The following is an 18190-nucleotide window of genomic DNA, read 5'->3' on the forward strand; positions in this document are numbered from 1 at the left end:
TCAAGCATTTTTTTAAGATTTTTTGTTATAGAATCAATGGCTTCGGCACAAAAATAAGTGAAAGGGTATGACTCCGACCGAAACAGGCCTCTTGATCATTGCAGTAGTAGTGGTGATGGCTATGATCGCATTTACCATTCAAAACATTGAAACGCAGCGCCGTGAAAGGCGTATGCGCTTGCTGCTGCTCAAGGATCAGATTCGACGTGCCGACCATCTTCTGCGGACGTTGCCGGAGCATTACATCACCCGTGAAATTCGCGATCTGTTGCTGAATTACCTGGTACAACGCTGGAAACTCACGCTGGAGCTTGAGCGTACCGAGGAGAACCAGAAGAAACTGCATGAGCTTGAGGCGGTCCGTGCGCAGCCGCTGCCAGTGGTTGAGCATCCGCAGGGCAGTATGACCCTGCATGCTGACCGCAACCATGCTGAGCGCACCGCGTCTTTGTTACGTGAGCTGTTCCAGTTTCTTAGTGATTTGAAAAAACAGGGAACTGTTCGTGTTGCCGAAGCAGATTCGGTTATCTATCAGGTCAAGGAAGCCTATACCCGAACTCGGTTGGACGTGGAGATCATGGATGCTCAGGAAACGGAAGGTGCGCGTGGCGCTGGGCCCGCTTTGCCACGTTTTCGAACGGTGCTGGCAAAATTGCAGAGTCTGAATAAAACACAGCAGCTTGATCGTCAGCTTTATGAGATTGGCACACATATTGACGAGTTGCAGGCGATTGTCGAGCAGGAGCGTCTGGTCAAAGAGGCAGAAGAAAAGCGGCGAAGGGCTGAAGAGTTGGCCAAAGAAGACAAGTTTACACCCAAGCCCTTTACAGATTACCGCTAAGGGATAGTTTCTTATTCAGCACTAAAACCCTACAATCCGCGATTCTATTTGCGTGGCCCCCCGGCTATAGCGCTAACGTATAACTGAACGCGAGAGACTCCGTGCCCCTCACACCCTCTGAAGCCGATGCAGAGCACTTGCTTTTCATGCAGGCCAGCCTCGACCACCTGTCTGATCTGGTAATTGTGACTGATACCGATTTGGAGGCTGGGCCTTCCATTGTCTATGTCAATCAGGCGGTTGTTAATCGTACGGGTTACTCCAGAGAGTACCTGCTAGGTAAAAGCCCAAGAACCTTTCAGGGACCGAAGACCGATCCAAAGGCTCGGAAGCGGATTTCAGAGGCTTTGCACCAGCAGAGGGAAGTTCGTGAAGAACTCATCAACTATACACGAGCGGGGGAGCCGTACTGGGTAGAGGTCTGTATACGCCCCTTGCGTGATGCACAGGGGCAGCATACCCACTTTGTCAGTACTCAGCGGGATATTACCGAGCGCAAGAAAATCGAGTCTGACCTGATGCTGTTCAGGCATGCGATTGATCAAAGCCCATCAAGCGTCATCATTACGAATGTTGCTGGTGAGATTACCTACGTGAATGGGGGCTTTGAGGCCAACTCCGGTTACAGTTCGGAAGAAGTCCTGGGTCTGCGCCCTGGCTTTCGTGCCTGGGCTCCCCGTCCTGACGCCGAAAAAAGGGCGTTTTGGGCAACACTGGAACGCGGAGAGTCCTGGCGCGGTGAGTTTGTGAACCGGCGTAAGGATGGCCAGCGCATGGTCAAGCGTGCAGTGGTTTCGCCCGTCCGCAACAAGCAAGGTGTTGTTAGTCACTACCTTTCGGTTGAGCAGGACGTAACGGCAGAAAAAGAAGCCCAGCAGCGGCTGCAGCACCTTGCCTACCATGATCCACTGAGCGGTTTGCCGAACCGCCGGCTGCTGGAAGAGCAGGTGGCTGAATGTTTGGAATCCGATATGGCTTCATCCTACGGGCTTGTCTTGTTCGGCCTGGATCAGTTCGGACGCATCAATGAAGCCTATGGCCATGACTTTGGTGATCGTTTGCTCAATCAAATTGGCAAGCGCCTGAGCAGGCTCTTGAATCAACCCATGGAGCTGCTGGCGCATGTAGGTTGGGATGAGTTCGGTTTGCTGCTGTTTATGGGTGACCAAAGCGAAGCCGAAACAAGGGCGCGTCTGCATGTTTTGTGTACCGAGCTGGCGGATTCTGTCCGCAGCTCAAGTGGCAGCCTTGCGTTGACGGCTTGTGCCGGTGTAGCGCAACTAAAAGAGCAGGGCGATAGCTTTGAAGCCCTGAGGCGGCATGCCGATTTGGCATTGTGTCGGGCGCGGGAAGTGGGAACCGGGCAGGTTGAGTTTTATCAGGCCGAGTTGGGCATTCACGCCCGTCGCCAGCTTGAACTGGAAGAGGCGCTGCGGCACGCGATTCTGAGGGATGAGCTTTCGATCGCCGTGCAGTCTCAGTTCTGTGGTGACGGCGCTGTATGCAGTGCTGAAGTGCTGGTGCGCTGGTTGAACGGTCCTGAGGGCAAACCGGTCTCTCCGGGAGAGTTCATTCCGGTTGCGGAAGCTTCTGGCTTGATCAAGCCATTAACGCTGTTGGTGCTGAATCAGTCATTGCAAACCTTGAAGCGGCTCGAGGCTGCCAATCTGTCTATTCCTTTGTCGGTTAACTTCAGCTCTGCGCTGTTTCATGACGCGGCATTTGTTGATGGAGTCATAGAGCTGATAGGGGAGTCGCAGGTTGACCCGGGACGGTTGATGATCGAAATCACCGAAAGCCTGTTTCTGGATACGTCAGATGCGGTGCAGGAAAGTATTGATCGCCTGTCCTTCTTTGGTATCAAGTTCTCATTGGATGACTTTGGCACCGGCTACTCGAACTTGGCATATCTGAAAAAGCTGCATTTGAGCGAGCTGAAGATCGACCGGCGTTTCGTCGAGAACCTGCCAGGGGATGAGGACAACCGCACCATCGTGCGCTCTATCCTGTCTATTGCGCGTCAGCTCAAACTGCGGGTTGTAGCTGAAGGGGTAGAGGATGTGGCTCAGGCGGACTTTCTGGCCGCACACGGTTGCGACTTGCTGCAAGGCTTCCTGCTGCATAAGCCGGAACCCGCTCAAAGCTGGCTGCAGGGCCTGCTTACGAAAAAATGAAAAAAAGTTTGAATAAAGGGTTGCGCTTCAATGGGTTGGTACGTACTATATGCGCCTCCTCAATGAGGAACGCGAAAGCGCTTAAGAACGTGTCCCGTTCGTCTAGTGGTCTAGGACACCGCCCTTTCACGGCGGTAACAGGGGTTCGAACCCCCTACGGGATGCCATGCGGGAATAGCTCAGTTGGTAGAGCACGACCTTGCCAAGGTCGGGGTCGCGAGTTCGAGTCTCGTTTCCCGCTCCAATACTTTAGAGTGTTGGGTGAATCTGGAGTGAAGTTTGGCGACCCCGGTTTTTTAGTCGGGCTCGCGATCGGAACGCCGACCGGTTGAGTCACGTTTCCCGCTCCAATCTTAAGTACTTTTGCAACAGGCTGCGTCCCGTTCGTCTAGTGGTCTAGGACACCGCCCTTTCACGGCGGTAACAGGGGTTCGAACCCCCTACGGGATGCCATTGCGGGAATAGCTCAGTTGGTAGAGCACGACCTTGCCAAGGTCGGGGTCGCGAGTTCGAGTCTCGTTTCCCGCTCCAAATTTGGACGCAAAAGCCTGTGGCACATCGTGTGTCCCGTTCGTCTAGTGGTCTAGGACACCGCCCTTTCACGGCGGTAACAGGGGTTCGAACCCCCTACGGGATGCCATCAGCGGGAATAGCTCAGTTGGTAGAGCACGACCTTGCCAAGGTCGGGGTCGCGAGTTCGAGTCTCGTTTCCCGCTCCAATCTTTCTTATCACGTAATTCCAAGACAAAGCGCCTTTCTGGGCGACCCGCTCTTATGTCTCGTGGTCGCGATCGGAACGCCGGCCGGTTCAGTCTCGTTTCCCGCTCCAATCTCTTTTATCACGTAATTCCAATTTATTGCCCTTTCTGGGCGACCCGCCTTTATGTCTCGTGGTCGCGACCGGAACGCCGGCCGACGGGATGCCGTCCAGATCAGTTTCGTTTCCCGCTCCAGTCTCTCTTGTCACGCTTTCTGTTCCAAGATCTTATCTCATGAATTAAGACTTCTTGCCCCGTCAGGCGTGATCCGGTTTATTTGTTGGGGGGCGCGACCAGGTATTCGGTCGATTCAGTTTTGTATATGACTCTCTCTTTATGTGAATCGACTTGCGTATATGGCCCGGGCTCGGAGCTTATGCTTCATTTTGGAGTGGTGGTGAAATAGCGGGCTAATCAAGGCTTGTGGGGCCTGTGTGCAGTTATCAAGTGAGAGCCAGGATTAGTCGGGTATCATGGCTCTTGTTGCTGTAAGTGATGTGGCTGCTGTGTATGAAAGGGTGGGGCTATGCGGATCAGGTGGAGGTGGTCAGTGGCGGGTTGGTGTAAACCCTTGCTCTTCAGGCATCATGCCAGAGCTGAAGTCATCCAGAGAAGGCTCAGCTGCAATCTGATACCCCTCACTGGCCCACTCACCCAGATCGATCAATCGGCAGCGCTCAGAGCAAAAGGGGCGCCACTTGTTGGCCTCTGTGTAAGGAGAAGGGTTATTGCACTGAGGGCAGTTCACCATGCGTGGTTTAGTCATCGTCGGCATCCTCTTCATCAGCCAATTGCTTCAGTTTGGGGTGCAGTTCGTCAACGGCCTGCTTGAGCTGCTCGGGAGAACCATTGTTATCCAATACGAAGTCGGCGTGTTTTAGGCGTTCGTCTCGGTCCATTTGAGCCGCCAGAATCTGCCGAACCTGCGCTTCTTCCATGCCATCACGTTGCATGGTGCGTTCGACCTGCGTCGATTCGGGTACATCCACTACAATGACGCGGCTGATCAGCAAGTGCTGATCGGTTTCCAGCAACAGAGGGGAGGCTAGAATGGCATAGGAGTGGCCATCCTGGTCCAGTTGTTCCAGTGTATCTAGAATACGATCACGGATGAGCGGGTGCAGCAGGGCTTCAAGCCAGTTGCGCTCGCGTTCGTTATCAAACACGATGCGACGAAGAGCAGGGCGGTTCAGTGTACCATCCGTCTGAATCAGCTGGTCACCGAAGTGAGAGGCGATCTTGCCGAGGGCTTCGCTACCGGGTTCAACCACCTGGCGGGCTACATGATCGGCATCGATCACCGGCACGCCCAGTGCAATGAAACACTCTGATGCGGTGCTTTTACCGCAGCCAATACCACCAGTGAGACCTGCTACCAGCATCAAAAACTCCCCAGATACGCGGAAATAATCGAGTCACCCCACACCATTGCAATCCAGCCAGCGATAGCCAGGTAGGGGCCAAACGGAAGTGGATTCTGCGCCTGATGACGACGAAAAGCAATGAGTGCAAAGGCCAGTACAACTCCGACGACGGATGACAGCAAGATCACCAGCGGGAGTATCTGAAAACCGCCCCAGGCTCCAATGGCTGCCAGCAACTTAAAGTCGCCATAGCCCATGCCTTCCTTGCCTGTAAGCAGTTTAAACAGCCAGTACACGCTCCACAGCACCAAGTAACCGGCTGCGGCACCAATCACGGCACTTTCCAGGGGCGTGAAAATGCCCTGAGTGTTGATCAGAAGCCCCATCCACACTAGCGGCAGGGTGATCGAGTCCGGCAGAAGCTGATGGTCCAGGTCAATGAAGGTTAGCGTAATCAATGCCCAAGTCAGCAGCACCAAAAGACCTGCCTCCAGCGTGAACCCAAAATGCCACACCAGCCATGCAGAACCGACGCCTGTCAGCAGCTCCACAAAGGGATAACGGAAAGAAATTCTGGTACCGCAGCCGCTGCAACGACCACGCAGAACTAGCCAGCTGATAACCGGGATATTCTCAAACCAGCGAATTTGATGACCGCACTCGCCACAGCGGGATGCAGGGGTCATCAGGTTAAAGGTGTCTTGGAGCTCTGTGGCGTCAGAATTACTGGATTCAGATTGAAGGTAAGCGTCCCATTCGCGTTGCATCATCACGGGCAAGCGAAGAATGACTACGTTGAGAAAGCTGCCAATCAATAGTGAAAATACAAAAGTGCTCCCCACCGCCAGTAGCGGTGAGGTTTGAAGTAATTCGAGCATTAACCGACTACCTGGCCCAGCTGGAAGATTGGCAAGTACATGGCGATAACCAGGCCGCCTACAAGTACGCCCAATATTACCATGATCATAGGTTCTAGAAGGCTGGATAGGTTGTCTACGGCATTATCAACCTCTTCTTCATAGAAAGAAGCAACCTTATCGAGCATCATGTCAAGAGAGCCCGCCTCTTCGCCTATGGCAATCATTTGCACCGTCATAGTAGGAAATACACCGGTCATGTTGGTAGCGCTTTGAAGCGATTGACCGGTTGATACGCCGTTGCGTATTTGAATGATGGCGTTTTCATAAACAATGTTCCCTGCCGCGCCGGAGGCTGAGTCGAGCGCCTCTACTAAGGGAACGCCTGCAGCAAAGGTGGTTGCAAGTGTTCGAGAAAAGCGAGCAACAGCGGCCTTGTGTAGTATTGTTCCGATGGCGGGGATCCTTAGTACGGCTCGATCAACAAAATTTGAAAACTTTTCGGATTTTTGGCGGGCTTTGCTAAAAATAAATATGGCTGCAATAACGGAGATTAATCCGACAAACCACCATTCTTGTGCCCATTCCGATAGCCCAATAACCCATTGGGTAAAGGCAGGCAGCTCTGCTCCAAAGCTTCCAAAAACAGATTCAAATTGAGGCACAACCTTCACCAGCAGGATGGCTGACACAAGCACGCCAACAACAATGACTGCAATCGGGTAGGTCATTGCTTTCTTGATCTTTTTCTTTAGCGATTCAACTTTTTCCTTATAAGTGGCGATGCGGTCGAGCATGGTTTCCAGTGCGCCGGATTGTTCACCTGCATGGACAAGCGAGCAGACTAGATCGTCAAAGTGCTCAGGATGTTTGGCTAGTGCCTGAGATAAATCGCTGCCGGAGTTGACATCATTTTTTAGTTCGTTAATTAGGCTCTTGAGTTTAACCTTTTCAGCGCCTTCAGCAACAATCTCCAGCCCCTGGAGCAGTGGCACACCTGCTTTCATCATGGTGGCTACCTGGCGAATAAAAAAAGCAATATCGATAGGCTTAACAGGTTTGTGCTTTGAGCTGAACATGGAAACACGTTCCTTGGCCAGCTTCCCGGGGTTAATGCCCTGTTTGCGCAATAACGCCTTAGCTGCAGCAAGGTTCTCAGCGTCGATTTTACCCTTGCTGACGTTGCCGCTCTTGTCTTTACCTTGCCACACAAAAGTGAACTGTTTTGGAGCTTTTTTTGCTGCCGTAGTTGCCATGCTTTATCCCTGTCAGGTTTTGATTACCCGGTTCATCTCTTCCAGGCTGGTGACGCCTGCTGCCACCTTGAGGAGGCCTGATTTGCGCAGTGTCCTGAATCCTTGCTGCTCAGCTGTTCGTAAAATATCGATTGAGTTACCATTTTCCATAATACACTCGGCAATTTCGGGGCTCATCTGCATCATCTCATAAATACCAACTCGCCCTTTATAGCCCCGGTTACACTTCTTACAGCCTTCGTGATTGGGTTCGAATAACTGTAGTTGAGGAATTTGGTCTGGTGTAAAGCCTTCTTCCAGAAGTGCAGGCTCAGGAATTTCTATCGGCGTCTTACAATTCTCACAGAGACGACGGGCCAGTCGTTGAGCGATGATAAGGCTGACAGAGGTTGCAATATTAAACGAAGGTACACCCATATTGCGTAAGCGTGTGAGTGTTTCGGGGGCGCTGTTGGTGTGAAGGGTGGAAAGAACCATGTGGCCTGTTTGCGCTGCCTTGATCGCTATTTCCGCTGTTTCCAGGTCGCGAATCTCACCTACCATGACCACGTCGGGGTCCTGGCGTAGAAAGGACCTTAGGGCCTCAGCAAAAGTCAGGCCAACTTTTGCGTTGACATGCACCTGGTTTATACCTTCAAGGTTGATTTCGACCGGGTCTTCGGCGGTCGAGATGTTTCGCTCCTCGGTATTTAGAATATTTAGGCCGGTATAAAGCGTGACGGTTTTACCAGAGCCGGTGGGGCCTGTTACCAAGATCATGCCCTGGGGTTGTTCAAGGGTAGTCAGGTAGGCTTTATTCTGATCGGCCTCAAAGCCCAGCGCTTCGACCCCCATTTTGGCACTGCTAGGGTCAAGAATACGCAGCACAATTTTCTCGCCCCACAAGGTGGGCAGTGTATTGACACGAAAATCTATAGCACGCTTGGACGACACTTTTAGTTTAATGCGGCCGTCTTGGGGCAAGCGCCTTTCAGAGATATCCATACGTGACATGACTTTCAAGCGAGCAGCCAGGCGCGTGCCAAGGTTTAGAGGCGGGCGGTGAACTTCCTGCAGCATGCCGTCGATTCGGCAGCGTACCCGATACACCTTCTCGTAAGGTTCGAAGTGGATATCGGAAGCTCCCTTCTTTATAGCATCGAGTAACACCTTGTTGATAAAGCGAACTATCGGTGTGTCGTTGGCCGCTTCCTCAGCTGATTCCTTCTGATCAGTCGCTTGCTCTTCCGGCAGGTCGATACTTTCAAGGTCGGTATCTTCCAGCTCTTCCATTGCATCGGAAGCTGTGTCAAGAAATCGCTCAAGGTGGGCCTGGAGTTTGTCTTCTTCGACTATGACTGGTTCGGTGGTAATGCCAGTATGGAACTTTACCTCATCCAGGGCCTGAATGTTTGTCGGATCTACAATTGCGACAAATAGCCGGTTTTCGCGGTGCAGGAGTGGGAGAATCGAGTGTTTGGTCACCAGCGATTCAGAAATAACCCCTTTGGGAATGCCATCATCGCCTAACGCATCAAGGTCGAGAAGAGGGTAGCCAAACTCCTCAGACGCAGCTTGTGCCGCTCTGTGAGAGCTTATCAAGCGGTGAGAGATTATATAGCTGATAAAGGGCTTGTTGGCTTCTCGGGCTTGAGTCATCGCATCCTGCGCGACTTCAGCCGAAAAAACGCCATCATTAACTAGCCGTTTTGCCAGCCCTGTAAGGGGGGGGGTACCTTGAGACACCAGAACTCCTGTAGCCGTGTAACAGAGTCGATACGATTAAGTAAGCATAATAAAGCAATCAAAGCACAGCTTCATTACTAGTGTAAACATTGCTTGTCAAACCTCTATTTCTTTGACTAAGCTCAATCTGGAATGTTGTTCAGTTTGTATTCAGTCTGGACACTGGGATGCAAGCTGGCCTACTATGCGTATGTCAGGTGGCCACAGGATGTGAGTCAACCTGTATTAATGGATTTCCCAAAACTCGCTGGAGAGTACTACCATGAAAAAACAGATGAATCAGAAGGGTTTTACCCTGATCGAATTGATGATCGTTGTGGCGATCATCGGTATCCTGGCAGCCATTGCGCTGCCGGCTTATCAGAACTATGTAGATGATGCAGCTGACAATGCTTGTCTTGGCGAAGCTAAATCAATAGTAAACAACTGGATTGTGGAAAGCTCGCAGAACCCGATTACATATACTGCAGCTAATCTTTCTGCGTGCTCGGCGATTACTGCTGGTACGCCTGTAGACGGGACTGCAATTGTCGAAGGTGATTCTATGACTTTCACAGCAGCCCGTACAGGTACAGTGATCACCTGCGCAGGTACAGCTACTTGTTCACTGCCTTAATCAGAAATTAGTAGTGTAGGGGTTAGATTGAAGTATATAGAGCCCCGCTTGTGCGGGGCTTTTTGGTAGGGCGCAAAAGTAAGTAGTTGGAGTTGGTATTATATTTTAAGCAGAGAACGAAGCTTATGGGCAAGCAAAGCGGATTTACCCTGATTGAACTTATGGTTGTTATTGCAATTATTGGTATACTTGCTGCCATTGCATTTCCAGCTTATTTAGACCATACAAGAAAAGCCGCTAACAGTGCATGTACGGGTGAAGTCAAAGGTTACACTATGAGTGTGCTTGTTGCAGTGACTCAAGGAGCACCATCAATCCCTGAGCCGCCTTCGGCTTCATGTGAGTGGATTACTGATGCATCAAAAATTGCTAACTTAACAGTAAGTACACAGTTGCAAGGCTTTCCTAAAGGCCCTGGTGATACAGGCTCGTTATGTAATCTTAATGCAGACACTGCATGTGATCTCGATAATAGTGTTCCCAAAGTATCACCCTGAGGCGCTAGGGTAAGGACAGGAATTTCTAATAGAAATATCATGCCAAATTAATTTTTCCCTCATTTAGACAAGCTTCTTCCCTGAAAAAGATAGGTCTCAGAAGTAGACTTTCCCTTAAGCGTGCTAGCTAAGAGATTCTGCAAAAAGTACTTAGGTTGTTGTTACGATAGCGCTGACGTGGCCTTGCTATTTAATCCATCTGGTTCCTAGCAACTTTATTTGCTTTCGACCCTGTTTCTTGTTTCGGAACACTGATGCAAACAATATTCTTGTCTGATAATCCAATGGTGAGTGCGGTCGTCGTTAATTATAATGGACTCGCCAAGCTTTGATTGGATTACCTGTCGGGCATGCGCTAGATCGCCGAGCCAAGTCTTATTCAAGCTTTTACCCTTGAATTTACTATTAAAACTCTTGATGTGCCTGCTTTGCATCGGTTTGCTGAGCTGTATCCGCTTTGGTTTCGCTATATTCACTAAGGACCACTGGGTTACAACCCTTGATTCGTTCTGGCAGCGTTAGGGTGGGCTCTGAGAGCCGCTATAACTATCGAGTAGGTTGGTAGGCCTGCGTCCAAGTGTGCTGTAGTGAATTCATTCACTATCGTCAGACGCTTGATGTGCCGGCTACTCGGGAGCGAGTCCATGATAAGGTCCATTCATCAGGCTGGTAATATAGTATGACGCCTTTTGTGGAGCTTATGCTGGTGAACGGCTAACTTGACTACTAGTCTAGCCGATAGGCTTTCTTATGGTTAACTTCGGTGCCTTCCTTATGAGAGAAAATGTCCTGAGTTACGATATTTCTGTTACAGGTATCTCGTCGTGCGCAGGGCTTCGCGTTTGTTTCTGACGGTAGATACTAACGTCTCAGCCTCGCTTTCAAAGTCTTGGTATTAGGTGTCTACTCAGTCCGAAGCTTCTTCAGTCTGGTATTCTCATCTTCTAGCGCTTTCAGTTGTCTGGCCTCTGAGGCTTCCAAGCCACCGTTCTTTTACGCTACATATAAAAAACGTGGCATCAGAGATGCTTTGTTTCCGGTACAGTTCTTTGACTGGCAGGACTGCTTCCGACTCTCTCAGGATCGGAATGATCTGTTTTTCAGTGGATTGCTTCTTTATGTTCACCTTCCTTTTCTGTGATCAACATTACCAATAGGTTGCTGGGTTAGAAAGTGAGGAGTAGATCATCATTGGGTTATTTCAACCATGACTGTGAAACACTTGTGTGTCGCACAGTCGTGGTTGATGGAAAGGTAGTATCTGATAGCTTTAGCCCTCTATGATCTCATACCAATCGGTCACCCTTCCATTGAAGCCTGTTCCAGTACCGCTGCCGGCATTTTCCAGTGCTTCCAGGCTGTACTTAACATCGACGGTGCCGCCGCCATCGAAGGGGAAATAGGGCTCGCCTAACACGTCATCGCACGAGTTTCCGTTGCCATCAGTGGCATCCACGATGATCGCTCCGTAGATTGTGAAGTTGCCGCTGAAGCTTATCTGATTACAGTTTTTAACAATGATTAGCCCGGCGAAGAATCCTGTACCACTGGGTGTGCCTATAGAGTTGGCTCGGTTCCCGTCAATGATCATTACGCCGCTCTCGCTCTTGTCGGCAATTGGCATAGATGAATCGGTAGCAGTATCCAGTACAAAAAGGCCATCAGGGGTAGGGTTTTGCCTTGCGCTTTCATAAATGGGGCTTAGTAAAGAGTCTTGGCCAAAATATTGATCATAGGTAGGAGCGGTGGATTTACCAACTTCATCATCAGGATAATCAGAGGGGGTCCAGACGCTATCAGCGAATTTGTCATTCCCTTCCGCTGGTGTCTGAAATTCTGCGTCCTCGTATTCGGCTTTGGTTTTATCCTGGCCATGATATGCATTTTTCTTTTTGCCGGGTGCGCCGAGCAACTGGCTGTTGTCACGATCAGAAAGGAAAACAGCAGGTATACTCTTGCCGTTTATATAAGGGTCTTCCCAGCAATTGCTACCGCCTTTGCCACCGCAATTATCTTCAGGGGTTGGGTGGTCTCGTCCGCTTATGGCTGCATTTTTGGCATTGCCCGGGTTTATATTACACCCGGCACCAAAACAGCTGATTGCAGCTGGCGCAGGGGGGAGTTCGCTACCACCTCCGCCTTCAAGCTCAAACCCAATGGTGCGCGATGCAAGACCGGTAGTGCCTTCGCTGAAAAATTGAATCTTGTTTTCGATGCGATTACCGTCATCATCAAAAACGGGGGCGAAGCTGACTGAGACTTCCGATGATTGGTTTGCACCAAAGGGCTTGCCGTTGAAGCCGTTGACTTTTGCATTGATATTAGCCTGTTCCCACCCATTAGGGGTGTTGTACTTGGATATTTCCGAGTCAATTGCATCCCAGCGGTCGTTTGCGATGTCTTTGTCACCGCCCTCATCAGAGGCCAAGAGGTGATTCACTACACCTCGATAACCCGCCTCTGCAGCAAAAAAAGCTTCAGCACTTGCTTTATTATTGCCGGCCATTCGCTCATCCATGATGCTACCAGTCATCAAGCTGGTGGCGCCCAGCATTAGAATCACCAGCATAATCATGCCTACCAATAGTACAGCACCTTGTTGCTTGTGTGGCCGAGTGGGGAAGGGGTTCATGTATTTGCTCCATTTGTGCCTTGGTCATGAGACAGGACGTCACATGTCTCTGCGGCTGTCCTTGCCGTTCTGAAATATCAAATCCTTAGCATTACAGCTTGCGAAGCCATATCTTGTTCAGATGCTGAATGGCTTTGAGTAGCTGCTGGCTGCTGGATGCAACTGCCTACATATCGGCTAAACAGAATGCTTAGCAAAAAAATGAATACATCCTTAACAGGCCTATTGTTGTTGAAAAAATGCCTGTGCGCAACTTCATGTAATAGGCAGCACATGACGTGGCTCAAGAATTGATGTGTTCCCGGGTAGGTGAGCCGATGGCCAAAGCGTGTATATGGTGTAGACTTGAATCAAACCCGAACACTAACGGAGGCTTGCAAGGATGCCTGTACTGACAAGGTCACAGCGCAGCTATATTGGTGGCTTTACCTTAACGGAGGTAATGATAGCAGTTGCTATTATGGCAATTCTTGTTGGTATCGCCCTGCCATCCTTTGTTGCCATGATAGAGCGCTCTCGCCTGGAATCCTCGACTGAAGAGCTGGTAACGGCGCTTCGATTTGCCCGCAGTGAGTCGATTCAACGAAACGAGCCTATATCTATTATCGATGGTGGCGACTATTCGAATGGTTGGGAGGTTCAGGATAGTGACGGGAATCGGCTAAGGCTTTTCGAAGGATTGGAAGATGGTATCCAGTGTGCTGGCTGCCCTCTGGGTGTTGTATTTAATGGAAGAGGCGAGGCTACAGCTGGAGCTGGGTGCTTCACTATCACTGACGGCTCTCGATCGGAGCTGCGTAGGCTTTATCGTAGTGGTGGCTTTACAGTTGTGGATGCATGTGGTGGTGACTAATCATGGATGAGAGCCTGAGCTAACAGGAGGGATCTTAAGAATGAGTTTTGTAGAAACTGAAAGGCCTCGCTGCAAAGGGTTTACGCTACTTGAGGCAATGATAGCCCTGATCATTTTTTCCGTCGCCTTGCTGGGCCTAGCACGAATGTACACCCAGATGATGAGCATGAGCCATAGTGCATACTTTCGCACACTGGCGACGATTCAGGCGAATGATTTGGAAGAGCGGATGAGAGCAAATCCAAATGCTACTTTGGATGGTGATTACGCTCTCGCTGCTTGTCCTGCTGCTGGCGGTGCATCTATGGCAGCTAATGACCTCCAGGAGTGGTGTAATAATACGGCGATATTGTTCGGCGGTTCTTTAACAACTGCTAGCGTGACTGAGGTTGATGATGATTACCAGATTCGCCTGAGGTGGAATGAGCGTGGTGTGGATAATACAGAAGGTGATCAGAAAATGGAGTCTGTTACTTTTGATTATTTGGTGAGGAAGTAAGCATGGATAGCACAAAGCCAAAGCCCACAAGTATTCATGATGACGTTCCATGGCGCCAACAGGGTGTTTCCTTGATTGAACTGATGATCGGCATGGTTATCGGTTTGGTTCTGTTGGGGGGGATTTTGCAAACCATGCTTGCCAGTAAGGAAGCTAGTGCAACTCGACAGAGTATCTCGACAATTACTGACAATGCGCGCTTCCTGTTTAGTTTCATGGCCAGAGATATTCGTATGGGAGGGCGCGGTTACGACGGTGATGATTGGCCTGCTGCCAATCCAAACCCTATAGAGTTAGTCAATGGTGAGCTGATAATCCGATACTTGGATGTTAATAATAATATGGTTGAAACCCGCTATAAGCATGAGGGTAGCCAAGTAGAGTATCGACGGCTACCGGCTGCATATGAGCCGCTTGTGGGTGATGTAAGTAGCTTGGCATTTGAGTTTGCATGCTTTGTGAGTGATGCGGACTATTCGTATAGGACCCCGCCTGCTGGTGGATGTGGCTGGGATAGTGTGACGGCTGTGCGTACATCAGTGACTTTTACTGATGGAGCGCCCTGGTTAGGGGAAGGCATAGAGGACAAGGCAATTAGTTCTACAGCAACTTTGCGTAACCAAGTGTCACGACTGATTGAGCCCTGACCATGACCTCTAATTTTTAACACTGATACTAGCAGCGAGTTTCATAAAGGATAAATCATGACTAAGAAAAATTTTCTAGCTAGGCGCCAGTCAGGTTTTACTTTGATCGAAGTGATGATAGTAGTTGTAATAGTTGGAATTCTGGCGTCTATCGCTTTGCCTGCTTATCAAGACTATGTAATGAGAGGCAAGCGTGCAGAGGGTCGAGCTGCTATAGCGACAGTGTCCCAGCAGTTGGAGCGCTGTTTTACCCGCACTAATAGCTACAATGATGCTGGATGTGATTTTGCAACAGGTGCAACCGATGGCGGGCTTTATAACATTGGTCTCGTAAATGATGCAAGCAACTACACTATAACGGCTACACAGCTTTTCGGTGATACTGAGTGCGGAAATCTGAGCTTGCAGTCTGACGGCACGCGTGGCTCGAACAATAATGCTACCTGCTGGTAAGGCAGCTAACATCAGGGATGATGTGGGAAGGTGGATGATGACTACAAACAAGCGAAAATACAAAGTCTTGCAAGTTAGAGCAGGGTATAGGCAGCGTGGAATCGTACTGGTTGTTGGTATGATTTTTCTGCTCGTGCTGACCGTTATCGGTGTGTCTCTAATGAATAGTACGACTCAGGATGAAAAACTGTCGGGTAACACAAAGCGCTCCAGCGATGCATTTATGGCAGCTGAGGCTGGGACGAAGTCTGGGATGGAGCGACTTTGCACTGAATATACTGACCCCAATGGTAATGGCGGCGACAAGTACCTTTGTGATCCAAACAATGAAAGTACGGAAGATGACCCAGCAATCAATCCACCAGAGTGGTTTTATTATAAATGCGAACTTATTACTCCGGACCCCGTTAATCCAGACTATGCACTTATAACCCCAGATGGGAATGTGGTTAACACTGATGACACTATCTTCATCGCAGATACAGCTTTCTCTAATGGGGGATCTTTTTCGGTACGTTATGGCGGGGAGTGTACTCCAAAAAACGATGAGTCTCCCGGTGCTGTTGAAACAATGAGCCTGGTTAGTGAGGGAACTCAGTCAAATTCTTTTAGGCGTATTCATTTTAATATTGGGTATGGCGCTGGCGGTGAGGCATCATGGCCGGCAGTTTTTGTAAATGATAATCCTGACGACCCAGATTGCAGCTTTGACTTGGGGCCTTCGAATTCATATTTGTATGATGGGCGCGGCGGTCCTGCCATTTCAGCTAATACACAACATTGCGTAGACCAGATTCGTGCAGCGGACGATGGCACAGGGCAGCTGAGTGGTGGTGTAATTGCTAATAACCCGGCACCTGATTTTACCAGTCCTCAAGGCCTGGAGAGGTTTTTTGCTGCACTCGATACTCAAACTGCCGCTAACAGGAAAATTTATGGTGAGCCGGATAACAACCCGAACAAGGATATGGTTGTAAATAAGCAGGACCTGCCTGCAGATTTAGGTGATCCAGGAGATCCGGGGTCAATGAAAACCACCATTGTACATGGCAACCTTAACATTACAGGTGGGTTATCAGGTGCGGGTATATTGGTGGTGACCGGATATGCTGATTTTGGAGGCACACCTCATTGGGACGGCATTATCATGGTGCTTGGTGGTCAGGTTGACATAGGTGGTGGTGGTGCTGCTAACGGACTAGATGGCACTTTGATCGTATCCAATGTCGATTTTAGTAGTAGTGACCGTGATGGGGATGGTTTCCCAGGGCCTTGGAATGATTCCCTTGATGATGAATGGGACTATACTAACGATGACAGCTGGGTTCCGCGTTGGGATTACGATGCAGACAACCCGACTATTAACTGGGACGTCAGTGGTGGCGGTAATGCGCTTTACAACTATGGCTGCCAGAATCTGATTGATGCTGCAAATAGCTTATCCGGTGTCGTGCCAGATGATATTAATTTCCCGGCTCCAGACACATGCCCTGACGCAAACGGTGCTGGTGAAGGAGAGGGTAATAACGGCTCCTTTGGTTATTTGCATGTGTTCAACTGGTTGGAAGAAGTGGATAACTAAAAAGATCACTTCGTATTACTGGTTTTATATGGTTTACAAAGCGGAGTGATGCTTTGATGCTCTGGCCCACGCTACTCACCACTCACCGTTACGGTCATGAGTCTCTTACGCCCGACGAAGTCGGGCGTAGTCATTTCCATAAGGACCATGACCGTATTATCTTCTCCAGTGCCTTTCGCCGTTTGGGGCGTAAAACTCAGGTTCATCCTTTTTCCCTGAATGACCATATTCATACCCGGCTTACTCACTCAATGGAGGTGGGTAGCTTAGGCAGAAGTTTGGGGATTCGTATAGGTGAATTGGTTGCCGATGAGCTACCGCCCTGGGTTACCCCTCACGATATTGGCATGATTGTGCAGTCAGCGTGTTTGGCTCACGACATTGGGAATCCACCGTTCGGGCATGCCGGCGAGTATGCGATACGGGACTGGTTTGCCCGTCACGAAGATGACCGCCGAATGGCGGATTTGAGCCCGTTGGCGTTCCAGGACTTACTTACATTTGAGGGTAACGCTCAGGGCTTTCGTGTGGTTACACGTATTGAAAACCATCTATTTGATGGAGGCTTACGTCTAACCTTTCCGACCTTGGGGGCCTTGCTTAAATACCCGTGGAGCGTTGAGCACTCGGGAGGTAAAGGCAAGTTCAGTGCTTTTCTATCCGAAGTCGATATTCTTAATGCCTTGGGTAGAGATTTGGGTTTGGCGCGTGCCGAAAATAACGCCTGGCGTCGGCACCCTTTGGCATACTTGTTGGAAGCCGCTGATGATATCTGCTATGCCATCCTGGATTTGGAGGATGCGATTGAACTGCACATATTGGGATTTGAGGATGTGAAGCCCATCTTGCTTCAGATGTGTGGTGACCTGGAATTTAATGATGCCATCTTTGCCACCGAAGCATCCGCCCGACGCAAAATATCAGCGTTGCGTGGTAAAGCGATGGAAAATATGGTGAATTCTGTTGTGTCGGCTTTTCATGCGCACTACAGCGGCATTATGTCTGGTGAGTATAGTGGCGAGTTATTGCTTGATGGTGACGTGATGGTGCGAGATGGAATACAGAACGCTAAGCAAGTTGCCAGAGAGCGTGTGTTTCCAGATACTCGTAAAGCTGAGCTCGAAGTAGGTGCTTATACGACCTTGGGTATTTTGCTGAACGCATTCAGTGAAGCTGTGTACGAGCAGTACATAACACAAGGCAAGCACCTCGGCTACCGGTCTGAAAAGGTCCTGCGCTTAATGGGTATCCATGCGCCTGCAGCAAATGCCAGCTTGTATGAAGCCTATCGTCGTATGCTTGATTTCATTTCGGGAATGACCGACAACTATGCGACTTATTTGGCCAGACAAATAGGTGGAGTCGGAAGCTAGGTGTCTGGGTTGGATACCCTGCTTGCATCCTGAGTTAAGATAGTCAGAATTTAAAGCTGACTT

At 49.8% G+C, this 18190-nt stretch carries 16 protein-coding genes, 6 tRNA genes and 1 pseudogene; 16 read left to right on the top strand and 7 right to left on the bottom strand.

Translation table 11 applies throughout. The annotated features are described in order from the left end of the window. The first annotated feature begins 67 nt into the window (after window positions 1–67). From O3C79_RS07675 to O3C79_RS07710, 8 genes are all read left to right on the top strand, one after another. Entirely contained in the window at window positions 68–841 is a 774-nt protein-coding gene (locus O3C79_RS07675; RefSeq protein WP_494385453.1) for a hypothetical protein, read from the top strand. A gap of 101 nt (window positions 842–942) precedes the next feature. Then, window positions 943–3015, top strand: a complete 2073-nt coding sequence (locus O3C79_RS07680; RefSeq protein WP_494385454.1) for a putative bifunctional diguanylate cyclase/phosphodiesterase — start codon at window positions 943–945, stop codon at window positions 3013–3015. Between the two features lie 91 nt (window positions 3016–3106). Beyond that, a tRNA-Glu gene (locus O3C79_RS07685) sits at window positions 3107–3182 on the top strand. Between the two features lies 1 nt (window position 3183). Beyond that, window positions 3184–3259 (top strand) — tRNA-Gly (locus O3C79_RS07690). Between the two features lie 133 nt (window positions 3260–3392). Next, window positions 3393–3468, top strand: a tRNA-Glu gene (locus tag O3C79_RS07695). 2 nt (window positions 3469–3470) lie between these two features. After that, window positions 3471–3546: transfer RNA gene (locus O3C79_RS07700), tRNA-Gly, on the top strand. Between the two features lie 33 nt (window positions 3547–3579). Then, a tRNA-Glu gene (locus O3C79_RS07705) sits at window positions 3580–3655 on the top strand. Between the two features lie 3 nt (window positions 3656–3658). Then, a tRNA-Gly gene (locus O3C79_RS07710) sits at window positions 3659–3734 on the top strand. 586 nt (window positions 3735–4320) lie between these two features. Here the strand turns inward: O3C79_RS07710 and O3C79_RS07715 are convergent. Genes O3C79_RS07715 through pilB form a run of 5 tightly spaced genes read right to left on the bottom strand, consistent with a single transcriptional unit; the run spans window position 4321 to window position 8978 of the window. Further along, window positions 4321–4539 (bottom strand): DNA gyrase inhibitor YacG, encoded by a 219-nt coding sequence (locus tag O3C79_RS07715; RefSeq protein WP_494385455.1) that lies wholly within the window; start codon window positions 4537–4539, stop codon window positions 4321–4323. Further along, window positions 4532–5155 carry a dephospho-CoA kinase gene (gene coaE, locus O3C79_RS07720; RefSeq protein ID WP_494385456.1) on the bottom strand — a complete coding sequence of 208 codons (624 nt, stop codon included), beginning with the start codon at window positions 5153–5155 and terminating at the stop codon, window positions 4532–4534. Before coaE ends, O3C79_RS07715 begins: the two co-directional genes overlap by 8 nt. Beyond that, window positions 5155–6015, bottom strand: coding sequence for a prepilin peptidase (locus tag O3C79_RS07725; RefSeq protein ID WP_494385457.1), 861 nt, complete (start codon window positions 6013–6015; stop codon window positions 5155–5157). Before O3C79_RS07725 ends, coaE begins: the two co-directional genes overlap by 1 nt. Continuing rightward, complete coding sequence (locus O3C79_RS07730) at window positions 6015–7250, bottom strand: type II secretion system F family protein (RefSeq protein WP_494385458.1); 1236 nt, start codon at window positions 7248–7250, stop codon at window positions 6015–6017. Before O3C79_RS07730 ends, O3C79_RS07725 begins: the two co-directional genes overlap by 1 nt. Before the next feature lie 12 nt (window positions 7251–7262). Then, window positions 7263–8978, bottom strand: coding sequence for a type IV-A pilus assembly ATPase PilB (pilB, locus tag O3C79_RS07735; RefSeq protein WP_494385783.1), 1716 nt, complete (start codon window positions 8976–8978; stop codon window positions 7263–7265). 271 nt (window positions 8979–9249) lie between these two features. Here pilB and O3C79_RS07740 point away from each other — a divergent pair. Then, window positions 9250–9348 (top strand): annotated as a pseudogene (locus O3C79_RS07740) (prepilin-type N-terminal cleavage/methylation domain-containing protein); the annotation flags it as partial. Window positions 9349–9716: 368 nt separating this feature from the next. After that, entirely contained in the window at window positions 9717–10088 is a 372-nt protein-coding gene (locus O3C79_RS07745; protein WP_494385459.1) for a prepilin-type N-terminal cleavage/methylation domain-containing protein, read from the top strand. A gap of 215 nt (window positions 10089–10303) precedes the next feature. Here the strand turns inward: O3C79_RS07745 and O3C79_RS07750 are convergent, their stop codons facing one another. Together O3C79_RS07750 and O3C79_RS07755 are read right to left on the bottom strand one after the other, a co-directional pair. Further along, window positions 10304–10564, bottom strand: a complete 261-nt coding sequence (locus O3C79_RS07750; RefSeq protein WP_494385460.1) for an integrase core domain-containing protein — start codon at window positions 10562–10564, stop codon at window positions 10304–10306. 794 nt (window positions 10565–11358) lie between these two features. Further along, the gene (locus O3C79_RS07755; RefSeq protein ID WP_494385461.1) at window positions 11359–12720 is read right to left on the bottom strand and encodes a pilus assembly PilX family protein; all 1362 of its coding nucleotides are present in this window, start codon (window positions 12718–12720) and stop codon (window positions 11359–11361) included. Between the two features lie 382 nt (window positions 12721–13102). On the opposite strand from O3C79_RS07755, the gene O3C79_RS07760 reads away from it, so the two are divergent. From O3C79_RS07760 to O3C79_RS07785, 6 genes are read left to right on the top strand one after another with little or no spacing between them, the layout of a single operon-like run. Then, complete coding sequence (locus O3C79_RS07760; RefSeq protein ID WP_494385462.1) at window positions 13103–13573, top strand: GspH/FimT family pseudopilin; 471 nt, start codon at window positions 13103–13105, stop codon at window positions 13571–13573. A gap of 40 nt (window positions 13574–13613) precedes the next feature. Then, window positions 13614–14072, top strand: a complete 459-nt coding sequence (gene pilV / locus O3C79_RS07765; protein WP_494385463.1) for a type IV pilus modification protein PilV — start codon at window positions 13614–13616, stop codon at window positions 14070–14072. A gap of 2 nt (window positions 14073–14074) precedes the next feature. Continuing rightward, window positions 14075–14719: a PilW family protein gene (locus tag O3C79_RS07770; protein ID WP_494385464.1), complete on the top strand. Its 645-nt coding sequence runs from the start codon at window positions 14075–14077 to the stop codon at window positions 14717–14719. A gap of 57 nt (window positions 14720–14776) precedes the next feature. Then, on the top strand, window positions 14777–15172 hold the full coding sequence (locus tag O3C79_RS07775) for a type IV pilin protein (RefSeq protein WP_494385465.1): 396 nt from the start codon (window positions 14777–14779) through the stop codon (window positions 15170–15172). 34 nt (window positions 15173–15206) lie between these two features. Next, a complete protein-coding gene (locus tag O3C79_RS07780; RefSeq protein WP_494385466.1) occupies window positions 15207–16754 on the top strand; it encodes a pilus assembly PilX family protein in 1548 nt (515 codons plus the stop codon). Window positions 16755–16810: 56 nt separating this feature from the next. Further along, the gene (locus O3C79_RS07785; RefSeq protein ID WP_494385467.1) at window positions 16811–18127 is read left to right on the top strand and encodes a deoxyguanosinetriphosphate triphosphohydrolase; all 1317 of its coding nucleotides are present in this window, start codon (window positions 16811–16813) and stop codon (window positions 18125–18127) included. Window positions 18128–18190 lie beyond the last annotated feature (63 nt).

The sequence above is a fragment of the Marinobacterium sp. NO-S09 genome (genome assembly GCF_059179545.1).

Excerpts from the sequence above, each read along its gene's own strand:
- O3C79_RS07780 (WP_494385466.1), top strand. The coding sequence starts at position 15,207 with ATGATGACTACAAACAAGCGAAAATACAAAGTCTTGCAAGTTAGAGCA.
- O3C79_RS07725 (WP_494385457.1), bottom strand. The coding sequence starts at position 6,015 with ATGCTCGAATTACTTCAAACCTCACCGCTACTGGCGGTGGGGAGCACT.
- O3C79_RS07770 (WP_494385464.1), top strand. The coding sequence starts at position 14,075 with ATGGATAGCACAAAGCCAAAGCCCACAAGTATTCATGATGACGTTCCA.
- O3C79_RS07745 (WP_494385459.1), top strand. The coding sequence starts at position 9,717 with ATGGGCAAGCAAAGCGGATTTACCCTGATTGAACTTATGGTTGTTATT.
- O3C79_RS07715 (WP_494385455.1), bottom strand. The coding sequence starts at position 4,539 with ATGACTAAACCACGCATGGTGAACTGCCCTCAGTGCAATAACCCTTCT.
- O3C79_RS07775 (WP_494385465.1), top strand. The coding sequence starts at position 14,777 with ATGACTAAGAAAAATTTTCTAGCTAGGCGCCAGTCAGGTTTTACTTTG.
- O3C79_RS07730 (WP_494385458.1), bottom strand. The coding sequence starts at position 7,250 with ATGGCAACTACGGCAGCAAAAAAAGCTCCAAAACAGTTCACTTTTGTG.
- O3C79_RS07785 (WP_494385467.1), top strand. The coding sequence starts at position 16,811 with ATGCTCTGGCCCACGCTACTCACCACTCACCGTTACGGTCATGAGTCT.
- pilV (WP_494385463.1), top strand. The coding sequence starts at position 13,614 with ATGAGTTTTGTAGAAACTGAAAGGCCTCGCTGCAAAGGGTTTACGCTA.
- O3C79_RS07675 (WP_494385453.1), top strand. The coding sequence starts at position 68 with ATGACTCCGACCGAAACAGGCCTCTTGATCATTGCAGTAGTAGTGGTG.
- O3C79_RS07755 (WP_494385461.1), bottom strand. The coding sequence starts at position 12,720 with ATGAACCCCTTCCCCACTCGGCCACACAAGCAACAAGGTGCTGTACTA.
- O3C79_RS07760 (WP_494385462.1), top strand. The coding sequence starts at position 13,103 with ATGCCTGTACTGACAAGGTCACAGCGCAGCTATATTGGTGGCTTTACC.
- coaE (WP_494385456.1), bottom strand. The coding sequence starts at position 5,155 with ATGCTGGTAGCAGGTCTCACTGGTGGTATTGGCTGCGGTAAAAGCACC.